The 21,077-nt window shown below is 61.6% G+C and carries 11 protein-coding genes; 4 read left to right on the top strand and 7 right to left on the bottom strand.

Translation table 11 applies throughout. From position 1 onward, the window contains the following. Window positions 1-135 precede the first annotated feature (135 nt). Window positions 136-2,229, bottom strand: a complete 2,094-nt coding sequence (locus tag ACLEJQ_RS10690; protein ID WP_440794721.1) for an autotransporter outer membrane beta-barrel domain-containing protein — start codon at window positions 2,227-2,229, stop codon at window positions 136-138. A gap of 398 nt (window positions 2,230-2,627) precedes the next feature. On the opposite strand from ACLEJQ_RS10690, the gene ACLEJQ_RS10695 reads away from it, so the two are divergent. Further along, a complete protein-coding gene (locus ACLEJQ_RS10695) occupies window positions 2,628-7,577 on the top strand; it encodes a hypothetical protein (RefSeq protein WP_440794723.1) in 4,950 nt (1,649 codons plus the stop codon). Window positions 7,578-7,635: 58 nt separating this feature from the next. Here ACLEJQ_RS10695 and ACLEJQ_RS10700 read toward each other — a convergent pair whose 3' ends face one another. The 3 genes from ACLEJQ_RS10700 to ACLEJQ_RS10710 are packed head-to-tail and all read right to left on the bottom strand — an operon-like array spanning window position 7,636 to window position 9,411. Continuing rightward, entirely contained in the window at window positions 7,636-8,310 is a 675-nt protein-coding gene (locus ACLEJQ_RS10700) for a GNAT family N-acetyltransferase (RefSeq protein WP_440794725.1), read from the bottom strand. Between the two features lie 10 nt (window positions 8,311-8,320). After that, window positions 8,321-8,767, bottom strand: a complete 447-nt coding sequence (locus ACLEJQ_RS10705) for an N-acetyltransferase family protein (protein ID WP_440794727.1) — start codon at window positions 8,765-8,767, stop codon at window positions 8,321-8,323. Window positions 8,768-8,769: 2 nt separating this feature from the next. Continuing rightward, complete coding sequence (locus ACLEJQ_RS10710; protein WP_440794729.1) at window positions 8,770-9,411, bottom strand: FMN-binding negative transcriptional regulator; 642 nt, start codon at window positions 9,409-9,411, stop codon at window positions 8,770-8,772. A 98-nt stretch (window positions 9,412-9,509) separates the two neighbouring features. Between ACLEJQ_RS10710 and pdxR the strand changes: the two genes are divergently transcribed. Continuing rightward, window positions 9,510-11,138 (top strand): MocR-like pyridoxine biosynthesis transcription factor PdxR, encoded by a 1,629-nt coding sequence (gene pdxR, locus ACLEJQ_RS10715; RefSeq protein WP_440794730.1) that lies wholly within the window; start codon window positions 9,510-9,512, stop codon window positions 11,136-11,138. Between the two features lie 236 nt (window positions 11,139-11,374). On the opposite strand, the gene ACLEJQ_RS10720 is transcribed toward pdxR, so the two are convergent. The 3 genes from ACLEJQ_RS10720 to ACLEJQ_RS10730 form a co-directional block, all read right to left on the bottom strand. After that, window positions 11,375-15,991: a dermonecrotic toxin domain-containing protein gene (locus ACLEJQ_RS10720; RefSeq protein ID WP_440794732.1), complete on the bottom strand. Its 4,617-nt coding sequence runs from the start codon at window positions 15,989-15,991 to the stop codon at window positions 11,375-11,377. A gap of 271 nt (window positions 15,992-16,262) precedes the next feature. Beyond that, window positions 16,263-17,363: a polyamine ABC transporter substrate-binding protein gene (locus tag ACLEJQ_RS10725; RefSeq protein ID WP_440794734.1), complete on the bottom strand. Its 1,101-nt coding sequence runs from the start codon at window positions 17,361-17,363 to the stop codon at window positions 16,263-16,265. Window positions 17,364-17,374: 11 nt separating this feature from the next. After that, the gene (locus ACLEJQ_RS10730; RefSeq protein ID WP_440794736.1) at window positions 17,375-18,406 is read right to left on the bottom strand and encodes a histone deacetylase family protein; all 1,032 of its coding nucleotides are present in this window, start codon (window positions 18,404-18,406) and stop codon (window positions 17,375-17,377) included. Window positions 18,407-18,978: 572 nt separating this feature from the next. On the opposite strand from ACLEJQ_RS10730, the gene tssA reads away from it, so the two are divergent. Then, a complete protein-coding gene (gene tssA, locus ACLEJQ_RS10735) occupies window positions 18,979-20,538 on the top strand; it encodes a type VI secretion system protein TssA (RefSeq protein WP_440794738.1) in 1,560 nt (519 codons plus the stop codon). A gap of 32 nt (window positions 20,539-20,570) precedes the next feature. Beyond that, on the top strand, window positions 20,571-21,074 hold the full coding sequence (gene tssB, locus ACLEJQ_RS10740) for a type VI secretion system contractile sheath small subunit (RefSeq protein WP_440794740.1): 504 nt from the start codon (window positions 20,571-20,573) through the stop codon (window positions 21,072-21,074). Window positions 21,075-21,077 lie beyond the last annotated feature (3 nt).

Below are 21,077 nucleotides of genomic sequence, written 5' to 3' on the forward strand. Positions count from 1 at the left end.
TGAATTTTCGCGGACCCCCTGTGGGAGCGAGCCTGCTCGCGATAGCGTTGGGTCAGCGCGCATAGTCGGTGATAGTGACGCCGTCATCGCGAGCAGGCTCGCTCCCACAGGGGATGGAGGTCTGCACGGAACAGGTCAGAACACCATCCGCCACTGCCCCATCAACGCACCGTTGCGATTGTCCTGGCCGGTTTCACCCTTGTAGCTCAGTCCCAATGTATGTCGCGGCGAAACGGCCAGGTCCAGTGCGGCTTCCAGCTGCAGGCTGTCCCGGTCCAGTTCGATGCCTTCGACGGTATAGGTCTTGCCGCCGTCGACCAGACGCTGGCGAGAGCTGCCGCGGATGTCGCCATAGAGGTGCTTCCAGCCGACGTTCAGCCGGGGAATCAACCGCGTGCCCTGGTCCAGAACGAAGGCGCGGGCGAGGTGTAGGCCCAGACCACTGGTGTAGTGGTCTTGGGTCTGGCCCTCGAACTGCAGCGCCGCGTCGCCGCCTTTCTCCGTGAAGTGATCGCGTTGGTAGCGCTGGTAGCCCAGCTGGACGTAGGGCTCGATATCGAAATGACCAACGTCCAGGTTGTAGCCGATTTGCCCGAAGACCTGCTGCGTGCTGGCGTCGTAACGACCCTTCAAGCGATCGTTGAAGCCATTGAAGTCGACGTGGCGCTTGGTGTTGCCTTCGTGATTGCCGTACACCGCGCCCAGGCGTAGCGCCAGCGGCCCGTCCTGACGCAAGGCGTAGGCGCCGACGTGCCAACTGTCGAGCCCGCCATCGAATCGATAACCGTCCAGCCGCGTCTCGCTCTTGCCGCCGGCGATCCCCAGGCGCCAAGCCGGGCTGATTGCCCAATCGGTCCCCAACAGCACGCCTGTAGTCGAATGCTTCAGGGCGTAGTCGTCCAGATGCTTGCCGATGCGGCCGCTGTTGCCGATGGCCTGGACCCAGACCTGGCCGTTGCCATGGGCGCCCTGGGGATTGCTCCGGCCCATGGCCGCGAGCACCCCGGTGCCGATGGGGGTGATGCTGCTCAAGGTGGCATTGCCCAGGTCGGCCACGTCATAGCCAGTGAGCTGGTCGATGGCGTCGGCAGCGGTCGTCAGGTTGGTGCCGAGCAGGGCATTGATGGCGGTGTTGGGTTCTGGTTGGGGCTGGGCGGTTTGCGCCGGGGCGACCGAGGCTTGAGCCGCTGCTTGCAGGGTTTCGACGAGCGGGGTTGCCGTTGCTTTTGTTTCCGCTGGAGCCGCCGCAGCCTCGGCAATGATGGCTTCTTCGATAGGTTCGGTCACTGTCGGTTTGAGCGGCTGCAGGTCTTCAACAGCCTCGACGAACGATTGCCCGTTTTCGGTGGTCGCTGCCAGCGTGACCGGTACGTAGTTACGGGTGTAGATCAGGCGAACTTCCTTGTCCAGGTAGTCTGCATTGGCGTCCATGAAGGCCAGTTCATTGACGACCTCGCCGAACTCACCTTCGATGGCGTTCGCCCGGATCACTGTATGCGCGCCGTTCTCGATGGCATCGCCCGCCACGCCGGTGACGGTCAATGTTGCGTTGCCCAGGCGTGCGGTACCGCCCACGTCGAGGGTGGCGTAATGGCCCTCGGCGTTGACCCGGTGAATCAGGTTGGCCGTTTCCGACAGGGAAAGATCCCGGACCACCGACGGCGCACCGGTCTGTGGGCCGATTTCCAGCTGGCCCGCGACGTTGAGCCACTCCACCGTACCATTGCCACCGAACCAGGCTTTCTCGCGCACCTCCACACGGCCGGTGACGGTGCCGGTGTTGGTCATGCGCGCTTCGGGCTCGACAATGATGCGATTGGCCAACACGCCCTGGTTATCCAACGTACCGAGCACGCCGATCGGTCCTTCGATATGGCCGCTGTTCACGAGTGTGGTCTTCGGCTCGATCACAGCCCAGCCAGCGAAGCGTCCAGTGTGTTGCCACTCACCTTTTGTCAGGTGCAACCCCTCGAAATGGCGCGCCTCTTCAAGTTTCCCGCCCTTGGCAATGTCCAGTTTCAGCATGTTCGTGCCGCCACCCCCGTCCACGGCACCAACGAATTTTCCGCGTCCGTTGAGGATGGCCAGGTCGTTGATGTCCGTCAGCCTCTCGCCGTCCTTGTGAGGCTTGAGATTCTTGCTCGGATGGGTGTCCGTCGCCTCGGCGAACGCTTTGAGACGACCTTGCAGCTCGGCCGTTGTGGGGATATCGGCCAATGGCTGAGCCATACAGATATCAGCACTACCCAGCACCAGCGCAACGGCCAGGGCGAGGTGACGGGGCGGGTATGAATGTCGGGTTGGCATCGAATGCGACCTCTCATGAAGGGAGTCCGCACTGTAAAAATTCCAGCCGTCGAGCGATGCCAGCCATGTCTTTGCTGCGGGCAAGACGCGGCGGATGAAATCCGTAGGCCACTGGCAGTGCGCTCAATGATTCATGGTGTCGGCTGGCAAGGGCTGACGCTTTGCCCTACAGCATCCTCGGACCGGTCGGTTTGACGGGCCATGGTCACATCAACTTACGCTCGCGCAGCGGCCCAGCTGTCTCCCATACATATGTACGCCATGGCGGCTCGAACGGCGCGATAGGGTCCGGACTCTTCAATCAGAACCGGACCCTTCAGATGTCGATTTTCCCCAACGATGAACCGGGTGTTGCATCGCCCGGCCCCCAGTCGGAAGCGACCGACGCCCAGGCGAGGGAGCAACTCAGGCAGTTGGACCTGCTGGACACCCACCAGGTACAGCTGTCCCGGTTGTTCGCCGCCGTTCCCACCTTCGACAAGGTCATGGGAAACCTGCTGGTCGGCCTGCTCAAGGCCAGGATTGCGGCAAAGATGTTTCGTCCATCGCTGCTGGCGGGACTGGAACCGGATCACTGCTATGTGAACCGCTTCACCACGAGCCCGAACGGCCAACGCATCCTGATTTCAACAGAAAGCTTTACCCAGCTGCTGCGCAACAGCCTGATAACCGGCACGGCCCCTGACTTTGCCAACGGTGGCGTCGGTTTTTTCACTCGCCCCGATTCCCTCAAGGACGCCGACAGCCTCTTTGCCGTCGCGCTCGACGGGCCTACGTTGCGGGCCCTGCAGACGGTGTTCCATATCCCGCACCCGCCCACGAACGAGCAGGTGAAACGTGAGTTCCGTGATGAGCTGGCGCGTTTTCGTCAGCGCAAGGACTGGGAGGCGGCGCTGGGCGTGACGGCCTCGTCCACCACGCAAGCCGCCCTGGCGCAGTTGTTGTCCCGACGCTTCCTGCACCTGTTCGATCTGTACAAGGCCGATCGGGACCCTGTCGCCCAGCCCAGCCAGGCTGTGCGAATCCAGCAAAGCGATGACGATCGTCTGCTGGACCTCATCACCACGCATCCGTCCCAAGACGACCGGAGCCGTTTGTCGCGCGCTCCCGTGCCTCATGTCTATGCAGTCATGCTCGACAGCGGCGCGGCACAGCGGCAGAAGTGGCCGGCGGCGATGGTGATCAAGTTTACCGACCGGCCTTCGCTGTTCCTGTATTCCCTGGAGCGTGGGCTTGAGCGCTTCGAAGCGTTCCAGGACCTGGTCAGCCGCGTACGGCCCTTTCTTGACGGCCAGGAGCACGTGATCCGGGACATTTCCACCGAACTGTCGGGGCATGTCTTCGAGGTGGCGGCCGCGGACCTGCTGCAGATGCAAGGCGCAGCGCTGGAAAAGGTCTTCAGCGCGCCCGCAAAGCCAACGGTTGCGGTGAATGATTTTGCGCGGCTCACCGAAGATGCCCTCGGCCTGCCGTCGTTATCGTTGGCCGGGCCACTGGTGGCCCGCCAGGAAGCCTTGATAGAGAAGCGTCGCCCCGCTTTCTACAAGAGCGCGGCCCCGGCCGAGCAGGCCCATTATCGGCGTCTCGAAAGCCAGGTATTCGACGCCGTCTACGTTCTGGGCAGCGACGTGCCGACGCTGGTGCGGTTCACGCAGCAGAAGATCAGGCAGTACGTACAACAAGCCTTCCACCCGCGCATCGACGTGGACCCGGATCGGACCCAGGTCAAGCTGTTCTTCGGCGACAGGGCCAACCCGAGACAATCGCGGACCACTAGCCTGACTCAGTTGATGCTCGACAATCTGCGGGCGCAGCAATACCCGAACGCCATGCGCGAAGTGCTGGCGGTGTACCTGATCGACCGCCACGGTCAACGCATTCGGCACCCGGACAGTGGCTTCTCGGTCACGATGACCGGAGGCGAGCTGGCCAGGATGGCGACGAGCATCGACGCCGGTGGCAACTATGAACTCCTGTTGCGCGAGCGAATGAACGAACCTCGCTACAAGGCGGCCTGGAAGGCGGCCTACCGGGCCAACCTGCTATTCAAGGGCTATGAGGCGACGCTCCAGGGCGACGCCGTGTTCAAGGCGCGTGTGATCGATCCGGTCGCCAAGCCCGCCCATCCGCCAAAGCTGTTGGCCAGTTGGCTGGAGGCAATCGTGCAATCTCCCACGGTAGCCACGCGGCCATGGGTGGGAGGCCGCCGGGTTCATGTCTACGGTCTGCTCCTGGGAGGCAGTGTCGATGCTCAGGGCAGCGCGCCGCGCAATGCCCTGAGCATCGACGGTGCGTTGGTTTTTTCAGACCAGGCCGGGCCAGACATCAAGGGCACCGTAGGCGTGTATTTTCCGGACAGCCCCCAGGGTAATGACCTGCATGAATTCGCCGACCTGAGCGACGGCATTACCGGGCTGTTGCAGCAGGAAGAATGGCGCACGTATTTCCGTTCGCGCATTTCAGCCCTCGATCAGGAACAAATCAAACGCGCCCTGGGCCAGCACCGTGGGCGTCCTCTGATTCGGGGCTGGCTGATCAGCGACGATTGGCTGGAGAGTTTTCACCGGGCCCACGTCAACTACCACAGCGCCTACGCGGATCACCGCTCCAACAGCAATCGCGACATCGGCCTGCAAACCACTGCGCGACTGGTGATGATGGCGGTGGAAATCGTCATGGACCTGGCCGCCCTGTTGTTGATCCCCGGCTTCCAGATGCTGACCCGTGCCATCAGGACCGGCTTGCTGGTGCTCAGAACCGGCGCGGTGCCAACGAACACGACCACTCTGGCGTTTGTCCATGCGGTGGCCAATACCCGTAAGACCGCAGGCCTTGGTGGCGTGAGCTTCAACGTACGAGGAGGTTCCTCCTTCCTGGCGGTGACGGCGCGCCAGAACGCGCCTGGCGCGCCGTTTGGCCTGCCCCTCGAAGCGGCGCTTTATCGGCGCTATGCAGTGGCCGATACCACGGTGATCCGGGGGCTGCCCGCGGACGCCCGCGGCTTCTATCGCCCCACCATCACCGACAGCGCCACGGGGAGCGCCGCGCGCCGGGTGTATGTGCAGCAACCCGACGGAACGGTGTTTCGGGTGCACGACCACACGCCGCTCGGGGCCGTCGAGGCGACCATCGTCGACCCGGTGTCAGGGTTGAACATCCGCTCCAGTGGCGTGATGAGAAGCACCGTGGCGCGTGCGCCCAATGGCGAATGGCACGCCGTCGGCTTTGGCCTGGGCGGGGGTAAACGCTCGCCGGCAGGTTCGCCTCAAGCGGGCCCGTCGAGCGCCAAACAACCCTCGACCGCGCTTCGCGCCGTGGCCGACCTGGTCCGCACGCCCAATGAGTGGGACGTCGAGATCATGGACCTGGTCCCCGCGCTCATCACCCGCCTTCCAAGCTGGCCGCGAAACCGCAGCCTGTTGGTCATCGATCAACGGCGTGGACACCAGGACTGGTCGATACGCTTTACCCCGGGCGTGGTCGAAAGCGGCTACCCGACCGGCACGCACCCGCTGCGCGCCGACACGGACGTCGTGCTGATCCGCACAGGGGAAAACCACTACACGCTGCGGCTGGCGGGCGATACCGACGTCACGTTCGACCCCGATGGCAACTGCTTCTTCAACGCCGTCGTCCGAGGGTTGAACGAGGGCCAGCCGTCACAGCGGTTTTCGATGCAGGGGCTGCGTAACGAAACCGCTGCCTACATCGAAGGCCACCCCGAGATGAGAAATTACCTGGTGGCCCCGCCCACCGGCCTGCAGCAAGCGCTCGCCGACAACGCACGTTCCCTGGAGCATCTGATGGGCAAGGCCGCGGTCTTCGATGTGAGCCAGATTGTCTACGGCACGCACAACCCGCATAACCTGTTTCAACCGCTGGTGAATTTTCTCAACCTCTATGCTGGCGACGCTGCGCGCCGAACATTGAATCAGGCCTGGGACGCCGCCCTGCCGCCCGAGATCCTGCGGCACATCGGCAGTTACCTGTCCCCCCGGGCACCGGGTCGCCCGATACTGAGCAGCATCCCGTACTACACGCAAACCGATCGATCCCTGCGGACCTTCTTCGAAGACACGCTGTTGGGGCCCATCAACCGTTCGGAAATCGTCGAACTGCTCAACAATGAATACCTGATGTTTTCCCAGGACGTGGTGCATATCATGCTCGAATACGGGCTCAAGGCCCGTGAGCTGACCGATCACCACCCCAGGAACAGCCTGGCCTATGTGCGCTATGACGACGCCCTGCATGGCCACCTCAACGAGACGCAGCTCGAAGAGACGCTCAACGGTGCCTACCTGGTGGACCGCGATGACTTGAAGAAGGCCAAGAGACGCTACGAGCAGGAGACCGGCAACCTCATGGATGACGATGCGGACTTGCTGGAGCAACACATTTATTACGACCGCGCCGATGACCTTGTCGACTTGCTCACCGTGGCGCTGGAGCGATTTCCCGTGTTGCAGGCGCGGGCAAGCATTCTACTCAAGTCTCCGGTGATCGCCTCCAACCTGGGAGGCCTGTTCCCCGTGAGCCTGCTGTCGCAATGGATACGCACACCGAGCATCTCCAACTCGCGCCTTCAGCTCATCGGCGATTACGTCAGCGGCCGCTATGACGAATTGACGAGGTATGGCGCCATCGATATCAACTGGATGCGGCCGTTCGACGACTGGAACCTGCACAGCCTGTTCACCCATCGCCAGGCCTTGCTGGATTTCTTCGGCTTTCTCCAGGAGGTCCGGTACGTCAAGGACAGTGACCTGTCGGCGGTCGCCCGGTTGTTTAGTTTGCCAGGGCAGCCGCTGTCCAACAGCCGGGTCGCGATCCTGTTCAACCGGTCGAACCTTTGGGTCTCCATTCGCTCGATGCGCGGGATTTCGCGCGACAGCGCCAGGGCCATCTGGCACGACTTGATCGGGCCGCAGTTCAGCGACGACAACATCCGTTTCGCATTGGGGCGACCAGGTTCGTTGGACAGCGAGTCGGCGCTCACCAGCGCCTTGATCGACAGCCTGGTCAATGATGAGGCCCGGGCGCATCGACTGATCCGGGATGCGTTCACCATGAGCGACCGACAGGTTCAGTACTTCCTGCATAACTTCGATTTTTCGGCGAGCTCCACAGGGCATGGCCGGCTGGATTTCGCCAGTTATGTCAGTGCCCATGGGGCCATACCCCAATGGGCCTGGCCGTACGCTCGAAGCGGGGTGACGCCGCAGGTGCTCGAGCCGTTCCTGGCCACGAGGAAGCCGCCTGAATCCTGATCGACCTTGAACGATCGCCACCGCGCGCCGATGCGCGGTGGCGATCCTCGCTCGCTCATCACGCCGAGCGACATTCGGCCAGGCTGCGCACCTGGCCGCCTTCTCGCTGATTCTCGTCGCTGAGCCATCGCTCGAACGCCGCGCCGAGCGCCGGCCATTCCGAATCCAGCATCGAGTACCACGCGGTGTCGCGGTTCTGTCCCTTGACCACCATGTGCTGGCGGAACACGCCTTCAAAGGTGAAGCCCAGCCGCTCGGCGGCGTAGCGCGAACGGGCGTTGGCGTTGTTGCACTTCCATTCCAGGCGCCGATAGCCCAGGGCAAACGCTTCTTTCGCCAGCAGGTACACCGCCTCGGTGCTTTTCGGCGAACGCTGCATCGGCGCGCCGAAGGTTACGTGGCCGATCTCGATGCGGCCCTGCGCGGGAACGATGGACATCAGGCTGAGGATGCCTTGCACCTGTTCATTGGCGCGATCGATCACGGTGAAGAAATACGGGTCGAGATGGGCAGCGTGGTTGTCCAGCCAGGCATTGAATGCCTTACGCTCGGAAAACGGACCGTAGGGCAGGTAGTCCCAGAGTTTCGGATCGGCGCCGGGGCCTTCGAGCGCGTGCCATAACCCGTCGGCGTGGCGCGCCGGGTCGAGCTTTTCCAGGCGGATGAACCTTCCTTCGATCAGTCGGGTGGTAGGCGCCGGGACACCTTTCCAATCGGCGAGTGAAATCGACATGCTGCGCTCCTTACAGGGCTTTGCGAAATTGAATGAAGCCAGGCCGTTCGGCGACGCGCTCGTAGAGCTGGATCGCGGTCGCGTTGGTTTCGTGGGTCAGCCAGTGAACCTTGCAGCAGCCGTCGGCCTTGGCGGTGTGGTAGACGAATTCGATCAACTGCCGGCCGACGCCCGTGCCGCGGCATTGTTCGGTCACCAGCAGGTCTTGCAGGTAGCAGGAGTTCTCGATGCTCCAGTTCGAGCGGTGATAAATGAAGTGCACCAGGCCCACCGCCTTATCGCCCTGCCAGGCGAGTGCACCGTGGGTCGGCTCGCGCTCGTCGAGCAGGCGTTGCCAGGTGCTCTGGCTGACGGCGTCCGGCAGTTCGGTGTTGTAGAACCGCAGGTAGGCCTGCCACAACGGCAGCCAGGCGGCGTGGTCGTCAGCGCTGACGAGGCGGATCTGGGTCTGGCTCATGTTCACTCCTTGGGCGAGGGGGCGGGCATCAAGCGTGCGAGCGCCTGATCCTGCGGGTCGAGGCTGGCGGCGAGGCCGTTCTGTACTCCGGCGGTGTCCGCCGGGCTGCGGTTCTGGCTGAGCTTGCGCTTGCCTTCCAAACGCTGGATGGGCAGGACGAACCCGACGATGGCCTTGAGCATGCTGTCGATGTACTCGGCCGGCGCATCGTCGAGTTTCCAGGGCTGGCTGCGACCGGTTTCGTGGCGGTCGGTGAGGGCGCCGACCAGCTTGCGCAGCCGATGCGGATCGCTGAACACCTCGGCACTGCCGTAGGCGTGTACGGCCAGGTAGTTCCAGGTCGGCACGACTTTGCCGTGCTCGGCCTTGCCGGGATAGAAAGCCGGGCTGACGTAGGCATCGGCCCCGGCAAAAACCACCAGGGCCTGTGCCCCAGCTTGCAGGTCGCGCCACTGCGGATTGGCCCGGGCCATGTGCCCATAAAGGCTGCCGTTGGGGCCTTGTTGCGTATCCAGCAGCAGCGGCAGATGACTGGCCTGCAAGCCGTGCTCACCTTGGGTGATCAACACGGCCAGGCGGCAGTCGTCCATCATCCGGTGCAACTCGGAGAGGTCCTCCACGGCGAAAGCTTTGGGGTTGTACATGACGATTTTCCTTGGCGATTGCGAGCATCCTAGGCAGGCTATTGGTCTGTTGTAAGAGCCACTTCGGGCCAATTCGATAGGACCATTGCGAGGTTGTCATGAGCCCCACCGTGCCGCCGCTGTCGTTCAACCCCGCCGGAATCGAGCTGGACCGTCGTCATGGACTCAGTCGCCAGCTTTACCAGGCGTTGCGTGCGCGGGTGCTCGACGGGCGCCTCGCCAGCGGCACGCGTCTGCCGGCCAGTCGTGACCTGGCGACGGCGTTGTCGATCTCCCGTAACAGCGTGGTGCGCGCTTACGATCAGCTATACGCCGAGGGATTCATCGAGGGGCGGGTGGGGGACGGCACATATGTGGCTGAGCTGTCTTCTCTGGTACCGGGCGGACCCCATCGGGAGCAGGCCCGCACCCGCGGGAATGTGCATTCGAACGTGGGAGCGAGCCTGCTCGCGAAAAGCCCTTCGCCGGAAAATATATCCACAAATATATCCACAGGGTTTTCAACAGGCTTATACACAACCTTATCCACAGATTGGCTGGATTTACCTGTGGGTCCATCCAGTAAAGTTATCCACAGTGGGGCGCTGGAACGGGTCCGGAAGAACCATTTGGCCCAGCCACCCAGCGGACCGCCACGGGCTTTTCGAGTGGGTGTCCCGGCGTTCGATCTGTTTCCGTTCGACGTCTGGGCCAAGCTGAATGCGGCTTTCTGGCGTAAACCGGATCTGCAACAGCTGTGCTACGGCGATGCTCAGGGCGATGCACGCCTGCGCGGCCTGATCGCCGCTTACCTGCGCAGTTCCCGAGGCCTGCAATGCACGGCTGAACAAATTGTGATCACCAGTGGCGCACAACAGGGCATCAGCCTTTGTGCACAGCTGTTGGTGGACCCCGGCGACGTGGTGGCGGTGGAAAACCCTGGCTATCGCGCTGCCGGGCACGCATTTGCCGTAGCCGGGGCTGAGGTGCGGGGCGTGCCGGTGGACAGCGACGGCCTGGATTGCTCCGCGCTTGCTTCGTTGAGCCATTGTCAGCTGGCGTACGTCACGCCGTCTCATCAATACCCCACCGGGGTGGTCATGAGTCTACCCAGGCGCCTGGAGCTGCTGGCCTGGGCCGAGCGCAACGATGGCTGGATCGTCGAAGACGACTATGACGGTGAGTACCGCTACAGCGGCGCACCGCTGGCGCCCTTGGCGGCGCTGGATCGCCAGGGACGGGTGCTGTACGTCGGCACGTTTGGAAAGGTGGCGTTCCCGGCGCTGCGCCTGGGCTACCTGGTACTGCCGCCGGGCCTGGTCAACGCGTTCGCCCGGCGCCGTGCGGTGGATGTGCGCCACTCGGAAGTCAGTACTCAGGCGGTGATGGCCCAGTTCATGGCCGCCGGGCATTTTCAGCGGCATATCCGGCGCATGCGCCGGGCCGCCCTGGCCCGGCGTGATGCGCTGCTGGCCGGTTGGCCGAAGGCTATCGCCGGGGTCGGTGCCATGCCCACGGTCGTCGCGGGTCTGCACGTCATGGTGCCGGTGGACAACGTTGAACGTGAACGCCAGTTGATCGCGCAGGCCACTGCGGTGGGGGTCGAAATCAATGGTCTGAGCAGTTATTGGTTACCGGCTACCCCGGCAGAGCAGGCTCGGGCCGGGCTGGTACTGGGTTTCGCTGCCGTCCCGCCAGCGGCGATTGCAACGGCGCTGGCGGACCTGGTGAAAGCCTGGAGAAACTGAGGCGTCAGACCTGCCATGAAGTGCAACGCCGCTCATTCAACAATCACCCACCCTGTGGCGAGGGAGCTTGGTCCCTCTGGGCTGCGCAGCGGCCCCCGTAGCGGCAACCCGGTTCAGCAGGCAAAACGCCGCCAGCTGTGATGGGCCTGCTGCGCAGTCCAGCGGGAGCAAGCTCCCTCGCCACAACGAGTCAGACAAGCCTTAAGTGAACAGCCTTACAGGCCCGCCGCTGAGTGTCATGAGTGTTTTTTCTGAAAGAACACCTCCTTGGCCTGATCCACCGCAATTTCACTGCGGTAAAGGTCGATCAGTTGTCGTTGGCTAAGGGGCTGGTTCACCTCGTCAAGGGTGCTCCTCTCGTTGGCTTGCTCCACGGTTTTCAAGCGTGCCGACAGAAAAGTGTAGGCGGGCACCCAGTTGGTCGAATAACGGAAATCGGCAAACCAGAGCGTTTTGTTGGACTTCAGGTCCTTGATCTCATAGCGGTCGAGGTAGCCGTAGGGCGGCTGCTTGATGCGCTGCCGGTTCGTCTTTTTGCTAATGGAGATCTGGTTGCGGCTCTTGAGCCATATCACGCCACTCATGGTCGGCGGGCGTTGCTTGATCACACTCATCACAGTGTCGAAGCCCAGGACATACAGGGCGCTCGCTTCCTTATCGAGTTGCGTGCGCAGGGCCTCTGCCGAGCGCCGTTGTGCCTCCGGCAGCTCGAAGGTTTCGTTGGATTCCACACCCTGGGCCTGATCGAGCGCTTTTTTGATCGCCGCGCTGACTTTTTCCATTCGACCGGCGTGAGCGTTGAGCACCATGCCGATACCGGCGGTTGTCTGGCCGGGCTTTTTCACCGCCTCCTCCATCTGCGCCTTGAATGCCGTCAGCCCGTTGATCAGGTTATTACCCTTGACGATGCTGACGTCCAGTGCCGGCACCGTGGCAGACGCGGCGTCCGGTTTCACATGGGGAATCCATTCACCGGTCTCCTTGCGGTGGAAGGTGACGATGATGTCTCCCGAGAACGGATTCTTCACGTCGAGCCAATCGGTTTCTTCCATCATTCTGGACAGGCGCGGTTCGCCACTGACCAGGCCCCAGAAGCGCGCACGAATGAATTTTTTCCTGGGTCTGGGGCGCTGTTCATAAGGCGAGCCGGCGTTTCGCCGGTCGCGTCTTTCATCCAGAGCAGTCGCCAGGTGATAGACCGTCCACTGCTCGAGCGCAGCGATTCCCGTGCGCAGGCGAGTCAGTTGCTGCGGCAGTATGCTGCCCCGGTATTCGGTACCCAGGTAGTGAAGGTGTTCATCGATGGCGGCGAACTGTTCGGCCAGGCTGCCAAATGCATCGATTCGCTCGTCCAGCCGGATCACGCTGCGCTCATCGATCGCGTCGCGCAGGCTCTGGTACGCAACCGTGGCGTTGTCGACAACCTGGTTGAGCGCTTCCCAACCTTCGGGCATCGTCTCGACGCTTTCCAGTGACAGGCACAGGTGGCGGTACATATCCAGCTTGATCAGGCGCAGGTCGGCGGCGGTGTAGAGCGGCATTTTTCTGCGGTGCCGGCGGATGAATTCGAAGCCTTCATAGCCGAGTTCCTTGAGCTCGGTGAAGCGTGTTTCCATGTAGTCCAGGCGCTCGATCATGTCATCACCGACGTTGACCATGTTCTGGGCCGCATCGATGTGCTCTTGCTCCAGCACCTTGACCCTGGAGGTGACCATGCTCTTGGCCTTACCGATGGCCGGGGCGAATCGTTCCTGAAGCGCTTCCATCTCGGCGAAGGTGAAGTTGATCTGCGCGTTCAGGTAGCCGAGCCGGGTGCGGGGGTAGTCGGGTCTGGACTGGAAGAGTGGCCACTCCATCAGTACCGTCAGTGCCTGTTCGTAGTTCGCGCGTTGTGCCTTGAGCAGGCTGACGTACTCATCGCGCTTCACTTCCCTGGCAGGCCCCGACGCTTCGTTCATTTCCTTGGCGTGCATGGTCAGCAGTTGCTGGTTCTGCGGTTTCGTTTCCTCGAATTTGTTCAGCGCCGCCAGCAGATCAATCCGGCGCCGCTGGGCGTCGGCCACGACTTTCTGCCTGATGGCTTTGGAGCCACTGCCGCGTATGCGCAGGCGCGTGTCGATGTGCCATTTACCGTGAGCGTCGCCTATCAGGGGCGGTCCCTCGCGGGTGGGGTCCTTGCCATCGACGATGGAGACCAGCTCGCCTTCGACCTTCACCTTGAACCAGCTGCCGGCCATTTTGACCGACCAGTCCTGCCCCTGCTGATAGAGCCCTTTAAGCGCGCCCTCGGTTTGCAGTTGCCCCGGATCCTGGGGTTCGTCGATACTCAAGGTGTCAAGCAACCTGGTGCTGTCGCGTGATCGGCCCATCAAGGCGCCGCTGGAACGGATGGCCTCGTAGTGTTCGGCCGGCAGCGCCTTGCTCGAAAGCGGTTCGAGTTGCTCTATCACCAGCTCATGCTTGGGCTTGGGCAGACTTTCCAGCTCGCGCACTTCCTGTGGGCGTTGGGCCTGATATGGCTTTCGGGAGGCCCTGGCGCGGTCGATGGCGTGGGTAATGATTGCCAGTGCGACGTTCAGCAGCAGGTCGGTGAACACTTCCCATTTGGCTGGCCGGTCGGCCGGGTCCTTGAGCTGAGTCAGTTTGTCGATGTCGTCCAGGATTTGCCAGAGCCAGGTTGCGGTGCCGACCGCCGTGCCCAGGTACGGCAGCGCCAGATTGAATATCAGCCAGCCGGCGCGCTTGAAACTCTCCCAGCGATTTTCTCGATTGGAAACCGACTGACGATCAGCCAGCTCGACCATGGCATCGGCGTTGGCCTTGAACAGCTGCGTCAGGAAGTTCGCCCCCAGGGTCTTGTCGGTCAGGCTGACGGGCCCGCTATTGGCCAGGGACGTCAGAGGCGCAGCCACGAACGCCACGATGCTCCAGGGCGAGGGCAGTAAATCCGGGAACACATAACGGCCGTAGTCGTCACGTACCCCGTCGGGTAACCAGGCCAGCACCGACTGGCGTAGCGAAGGGGTCTGCCTGATCGCATACAACAGGTTGCTGAACGAGGGGTACTGGCTCAACTGCGGTTGCAGCATCGGGCGATACAGCAGGCAAGGCCCGGCGCTCGAATCCTCGGGGCCGATGACGAACATATTGGTGACGATGTCTTCGGCGTCGCCCAGTTGCAGTTCGGGTACGAAGGCCAGTTTGCGTATGACAATGGTTTTGCCGTCGACCTTGCGATCAGCCTCCCGCTTCGCCATCAGGGCGGCGACGTAGCGGTAGCCACGGTCGTCCAGGTGCCCTTCACCGCGGATCTTGCATTCGAGCGCCAGCATGGGGAGCTGAATGCGCAACTGTTCGATGTACAGCTTTTCACGGCGGCTCGACTCCGCCGGATCGTCACGCAGTTTGCGCTTGATCAACTCGGGGTATACGCGACCGATATCCACCTGGGTAATGAGGCCTTCGAGGTAGTCGACGGTCAGCCACTCGGGTAACTCTGTCTCGTCCAGGAATACCAGGGACTTGTCGCCCAGTGGCAGCGCGATCAGGTTCTGCAAGGCCAGCTCAACGAGGCTGAAACGGGTGACGTCGATCTTGCCCGGTACCACGAAACTACCCCAGATGACCGGGCTGCGGACTTCGATCTCGAGTTCCTCCAGGTCGAGCTTCGCGGCGTCAGGATGCTGCGCGATCATCTGGGTTCTCAGCAGGTCCAAGGCGTAGGCACGAATGGGCGGAATTTCATCCAGGTAAGTCTTGCCGGCATGGACCTGGTTGAGGATCGACAGGTCTTTCATGTGCTGGGCGAACAGGGTCTGATCCGAAGGCGAGGCTGCCAGCAACCAGTGAGGCATCTGCTTCTGGAACCAGGCCACCAGCGCATCTTCATCCGGATCGTCAGCGCCGGCAGGCTTGTTCTCGTAGGTCATCCACGTTTGCGGCAACGAACCGATGACCTTGACCTGCTCGGCAATCATCCCGCAGGCCTTGTGATCGAAAATATTGCCGTCGGGCTCAAACAGCTGCCACTGGATCTTGCGGTAAGTGGCACTGCCAAAGTGGTCCGGAAGGGATTGCCCCAGGGCCTGCCGAGAGTCGAATTTCTGATAGCCGTTGACGATCGAGTACTTGAGGATGACCTCTTTTTTGTCGATGGTGCCGATCAGCACCACGATCGAGTTACCGCCCAGCCGCGATACCTCGGGGCCATCGACCTTATCGATGTCGATCAGATACGCGTGGCTGTCGTAAGAGTCATGCTCCTTGCGGTCCTTATAGTCAGGATACTGAAACAGTTGCCTGGCCATGGCGCATTCATCCGACGTCCAGCCTTTTACATGGCCGACATTCCAGGCCTTGCGCAGTGCGCTGGAGAGTTCATGCCAGCGCGGGCCGGCCTCACCCAGCGAGGCATTCCAGTACGCCAGTTGCTGCTCCTGGCAGGCCGTCAACATCGCCGGCACCAACTCGTTGAGCAACCGCCCGATCTGGTCGATTCGCACTGGCAAATGCACATCGGGGGAGGTGAGCGGCAACTGCGTCAGGAAGTGCAGCCCTTCGATCAGCAACATCGGATCGCTTTTTTCATTCACCAGCCCGGCCAGCATTTCGCTCAGGGTTTCGTAGCGTGTCGGGCGGCGCACGATTTCGTCATCGACGATGTCCCAGGCCGGCTCGCCGACCACGGTGTTATAGGGATCGAGGTTTAGCTCGGGATAGAGCTTCTTGAGCGCATCGCGCAGCAGTACCGACGCGACCTCCGGATACGTCGGCCCGGCGAGCAACTGATTGAGCACGACATCCCTGGGGCTGGTCTCGGGCTTGGGGATCGGTGTGATAGCGGTGGGTGTCATCTATGGCTCCCTGCCTTGATACATGGAAACCCCGCAGCAAAACGCTCCGGGGTTTCCATGCTAGGGCGGTGCCAGATGGGGGAGGCGGTAACTATGTATGCCCTGTGGAAGCAGGTTTGCTCCCACAGTTTCGGCTAATGCGGCTCGCAAACTCCACGCCCACCACGGACTCCCGTGGGAGCAAGCCTGCTCGCGATGACGGCGGCACCTCCAGCATCTTCACGACAGGCATACGCCTGATCGCGGGCAAACCTTGCTCTCACAGAGTCTTTCACTGTCCGGATTTGATCCGGGTCCAGGCCCGCGTTCGCGCCCGCTCGGCGTCCTTGGGCAGCGGCTGCAGGGTGTACAGCGTCGCCATCGCCGCCTCGGTCGGGTACAGGTTGGGGTTGTTGCGAATGGCCGGGTCGACCCTGTCCGTGGCGTCCTTGTTCGGGTTCGGATAACCGACGAAATCGCTGACCGGCGCGATCACCTCCGGTTGCAGCAAGTAATTGATGAAGGTGTAGGCATCGTCCGGGTTCTTCGCGCCTTTGGGGATGGCGAGCATGTCGAACCAGATCGGCGCGCCTTCCTTGGGCAGGCGCATGTCCACCGTCACGCCGTTCTTGGCTTCCTTGGCCCGGTTGGCGGCCTGGGAGAAGCTGCCGGAATAGCCGACCGCCACGCAGATGTCACCGTTGGCGATGTCGGCCATGTACTTGGACGAATGAAAATAAGTGATGTGCGGACGAATCTTCATCAACAGCGCTTCGGCCTTGGCGTAGTCCGCCGGCTTCTTGCTGTTGGGGTCCAGGCCCAGGTGCTGCAAGGCCAGCGGCAGAATCTCCGAAGGCGAGTCCAGCAGCGCCACGCCGCACTGCTTGAGCTTGCTGATGTTCTCTTCCTTGAAAATCAGGTCCCAGCTGTCCACCGGTGCATTGTCGCCCAGGGCTGCCTTGACCTTGTCCGGGTTGAAGCCGATCAGAATGGTGCCGTACATGTAGGGCACGGCGAATTTGTTGCCCGGATCGTTGGCCTCGATCAACTTCATCAGCTTGGGATCGAGGTGGTTCCAGTTCGGCAGCTTGCTGCGGTCCAGCGGCTGGAACACCCCGGCCTCGATCTGCTTGGCCAGGAATACGTTGGATGGCACCACCACGTCATAGCCGGAGTTGCCGGTCAGCAGCTTGGCCTCCAGGGCTTCGTTGGTGTCGAAAATGTCGTAGACCAGTTTCACCTGGCTGTTCTGCGCCTTGAAATCGTCCAGGGCCTTGGGCGTGATGTAGTCGAACCAGTTGTAGACGCGCAAGGTGCGCTCCTCGGCCTGAACGGCGCCACACAGCAGCGCGGCGCACAAGGTCGGGGCCATTAAACGCTTGAGTTTATTCATGCTGTTTTTCCTCATTGGGCGCTTTGAAAACCTTCGAGAACGTTCACGGCATTGATGCCGATTTCTGCCACCGCATAACCGCCTTCCATCACGAACAGCGTCGGCTTGCCGAGCGCCGCCAGGCGTTTGCCCATCGCCAGGTAGTCCGGGCTGTCGAGCTTGAATTGCGAGATCGGATCGTCCTTGAACGTGTCCACGCCCAGCGACACCACCAGCACATCGGCGTCGTAGCGCTGGGCTTCGCCGCACGCCTGCTCCAGCGCCGCGCTCCAGGTGTCCCAGCCTGAGCCGGCCGGCAAAGGGTAGTTGAAATTGAAGCCTTCACCCGCGCCTTCACCGCGCTCATCGGCATAGCCCAGGAAAAACGGGAATTCAGCCTCCGGGTGCCCATGGATCGAGGCGAACAACACATCGCTGCGTTCGTAAAAAATCGACTGCGTGCCGTTGCCGTGGTGGTAATCCACGTCCAGGATCGCCACTTTCTTGTGGCCCTGGTCGAGGAATGCCTGGGCCGCGATGGCCGCGTTATTGAGGTAGCAATAACCGCCCATCAAGTCACTGGCCGCGTGATGCCCCGGTGGGCGGCACAACGCAAAAGCACTGCGGGCGCCGCGCTGGATCGCAGCCTGGGCGGTAAGCGCCACTTGGGCGGCGCTGTAGGCCGCCTGCCAGGTCCCGGCGGTGATCGGTGCCCCGCCGTCGAAGCTGTAATAACCCAACTGCCCGTGCAGGCTGGTGGGCATGACCGTGCGCAACGTCCGCGCCGGCCAGGTAAAGGGCAGCAAGTCGCCGTCGCGCCCGAACTCAGCCCAGCGCGCCCAGGCGCCCTTGAAGAACTCCAGGTAGGCGGGCGTGTGAATCCGCTGGATCGGCCCCAACCCAAAGTCCTCCGGCGCTTCAACGGGCCCCAGCGCTTGAGCCTTGACCCGCTCCAGCACGTGATCGGCACGCGAAGGCATCTCGAAACAGGGCATCAACTGCCCGTCCATCAATTCGCAGCGTCCGTGGTGCAGGTGATGATCGTCCGAATAGATCGTCAGCATTGTTGTTCTCCGCAGGCTGAATCGTTGGCTCACAGTCTTGCGGGGCGGGGCGTTTCAGAGAACGGCAGGAGAGGCCAAAAGGGGATCGAAACGGCCAAAAGGTTTGACCGCAAATGGCCCCTGGAAGAACTCGGTGGCTGGACCGCTGAACCGGACCATGCTACGACCCGTGGCGAGGGAGCTTGCTCCCGCTCGGCGGCGAAGCCGTCGCTAATCCCATGGGTACGGTTTGCCTTTAGGGCATAGACAAAATGATGTGTGGTTTTTATTCAGTGAAGAAAGTGTTTCGTCTGGGGCATTGAAACAATATTTAAGAGGACAATTTCTGTGCTGAAACTTCCAGTGCGAATTTGATTTCCAGCTTTTATAGAAAAAGCGAAATTTCCTACTTTTTTAATTGCTGAATCTTGGCATTCTGTCGGGCGTTCGAAAGATCGAAGCCCATGCTGACTGGCGTCGGGCGGGTAGTGACGGCATGAGATGAAACTTCCTACAAGTCGTTGCGAAAATTCAACGCGAATAGCCCAATCACTCATGTAAGTCCATTTGTAAAGTTCAAAACAGGCTCGCGAATGTCCTATTCCGAAAAGCTGTCCACCCATTATCTGGCTATAGCCAGGAGCCCAATCTCCCAAGAGAGTTTTGTGGGCGTGGACGTACGCTTTTCAAACGAATACGAAGCACTGGAGCGCGAGGTAAATAAAGCCGGGTCGATGCACGGAAGTAGCCAGGTCGACTGGTCAAAAGTCATTGAAGGCTGCGAGCAACTGCTGCGCACCCAGTCGAAGGATCTGCGTGTCGCGGCATGGCTGACCTGGGCGTTATATCAGTGCGAGTCGTACCGAGGCCTGCTGGCCGGAATCGGCCTGTTGCAGCAGTTGTGTCATCACCATTGGCCACAGGTGCATCCACTCAGAAATCGAACCCGTGCAGCCAGCATCGGTTGGTTGCTGCCCCGTCTGGAACAGGCATTGGGTGATGACGTAGCGATCAAGGACCAGTTGCCGATATTTCATCATCTGGCGGAGCGACTTGCAGGCCTCGAGGCCATCTGTAGCGCTCAGTTGGGCGATGACGCGCCGTTGTTGTTGCCGCTGTGCCGGCGGCTCAACACCATGATCCAACGTACAACCGAAAACCTGCCCCAGCCCGGTGCCATTGAGGCGGTGGTGGCCCAGGTAAAACAAGCCGCCACGCAGTTGCTCGCGCCTGGCACCCCCATTGAAAGCGAAAAAGAGGCTCATAAGGCGCTGCGCGCGCAGCAGGAAGGCGCTCAACAGTTATGTGCCTGGTGGCTCAAGCAAAAAGCGACCGATGTCCGTGCCCTACGCCTCAATCGAACCTTGCTCTGGCTCTCCATCGATGTATTGCCCGAGCGGAACGCCGAACAGATCACGCAACTTCGCGGGCTGCCGGCGGACACGTTGAAAAGATTTTCGGACGGTTTCCGGCAGGGGCACTACGCGGACCTGCTCGTGGAAATCGAGGCCAGCCTGGCGAAGTCCCCGTTCTGGTTCGATGGCCACAGGCTTGCCTGGGAATGTCTGCGAGGCCTGGATGCCGAACAAGCCATGCGGGAAGTGGAAATCCATTTCGCATCGTTCATCGAGCGACTACCGGGGGTCATTGAACTGCGTTGGCATGACGGGGGGGCTTTCGCCGACCCGGCTACTCGGTCCTGGATCGAAACCCACGTCAAGCCCCACCTGCGGACTGCCAGCCCTGCGCCCGATACCGCTGTCATTGGGGACAACCAGGCACCTTGGGAGCAGGCTTTCGAAGAAGCCCAAGCGGTCCTGCGTCAGGAAGGGCTCAAGCCTGCCATCCGGTCGCTCAGGCAAGGAATGCAAAGCGCCCAAGGGGCACGCGAGCAATTCCTCTGGCGGTTCGCAATGGCCCGCCTGTGCTTCTCGGCCAGGAAATACGAACTTGCCAAGGTTCAACTCGAAGCGCTCGACCAGATGTTGCATCGCGCCGAGCTGCATGTATGGGAGCCCGAACTCGCGCTCCAGATACTGCATCTGCTCCATAACTGCTGCGAGCTGTTACCCCAGAGCCACACCATACGTGAGCATAGGGAAGAGACCTATCGCAGGTTGTGTCATCTCGACCTGGAACGGGTCATTGAATAGGCCTTCGGGCCCTGGAACGTAAGGAAAAAATCATGGCCAGAGAAGGCTCGATCGCCCCCAAGGAACGCATCAACATCACCTTCAAGCCCGCCACCGGCGGCGCCCAGGAGGAGATCGAGCTGCCGTTGAAGCTGTTGGCGATCGGTGACTACACCCACCGCAAGGACGAACGCAACGTCGAGGATCGCAAGCCGATCAGCATCGACAAAACGACGTTCGATGAAGTGCTGGCCAAGCAAGAGCTGAGCCTGACGCTGAGCGTAGCGAACCGCCTCCAGGAAGAGAGCGAAACCGAGGATCTGGCCGTACAGCTGCGCGTGCGTTCGATGAAGGACTTCACCCCTGCCAATCTGGTCGACCAGGTGCCGGAGCTCAACAAGCTCATGGAGTTGCGCAACGCGCTGGTGGCGCTGAAGGGGCCGCTGGGCAATGCGCCGGCGTTTCGAAAAGCGATCGAAAACGTGCTCGCCGACCAGGATTCGCGCAGTCGAATATTGGATGAGCTGGGCTTGAATGCCGCCGTCCAGGACGCCTGAACC

The organism is Pseudomonas sp. SMV71, assembly GCF_052042015.1.
In the GTDB taxonomy this organism is placed as follows: domain Bacteria; phylum Pseudomonadota; class Gammaproteobacteria; order Pseudomonadales; family Pseudomonadaceae; genus Aquipseudomonas.

Coding starts and splice junctions, on each gene's coding strand:
- ACLEJQ_RS10690 (WP_440794721.1), bottom strand. CDS start 2,229: ATGGCTCAGCCATTGGCCGATATCCCCACAACGGCCGAGCTGCAAGGT.
- ACLEJQ_RS10695 (WP_440794723.1), top strand. CDS start 2,628: ATGTCGATTTTCCCCAACGATGAACCGGGTGTTGCATCGCCCGGCCCC.
- ACLEJQ_RS10700 (WP_440794725.1), bottom strand. CDS start 8,310: ATGTCGATTTCACTCGCCGATTGGAAAGGTGTCCCGGCGCCTACCACC.
- ACLEJQ_RS10705 (WP_440794727.1), bottom strand. CDS start 8,767: ATGAGCCAGACCCAGATCCGCCTCGTCAGCGCTGACGACCACGCCGCC.
- ACLEJQ_RS10710 (WP_440794729.1), bottom strand. CDS start 9,411: ATGTACAACCCCAAAGCTTTCGCCGTGGAGGACCTCTCCGAGTTGCAC.
- pdxR (WP_440794730.1), top strand. CDS start 9,510: ATGAGCCCCACCGTGCCGCCGCTGTCGTTCAACCCCGCCGGAATCGAG.
- ACLEJQ_RS10720 (WP_440794732.1), bottom strand. CDS start 15,991: ATGACACCCACCGCTATCACACCGATCCCCAAGCCCGAGACCAGCCCC.
- ACLEJQ_RS10725 (WP_440794734.1), bottom strand. CDS start 17,363: ATGAATAAACTCAAGCGTTTAATGGCCCCGACCTTGTGCGCCGCGCTG.
- ACLEJQ_RS10730 (WP_440794736.1), bottom strand. CDS start 18,406: ATGCTGACGATCTATTCGGACGATCATCACCTGCACCACGGACGCTGC.
- tssA (WP_440794738.1), top strand. CDS start 18,979: ATGTCCTATTCCGAAAAGCTGTCCACCCATTATCTGGCTATAGCCAGG.
- tssB (WP_440794740.1), top strand. CDS start 20,571: ATGGCCAGAGAAGGCTCGATCGCCCCCAAGGAACGCATCAACATCACC.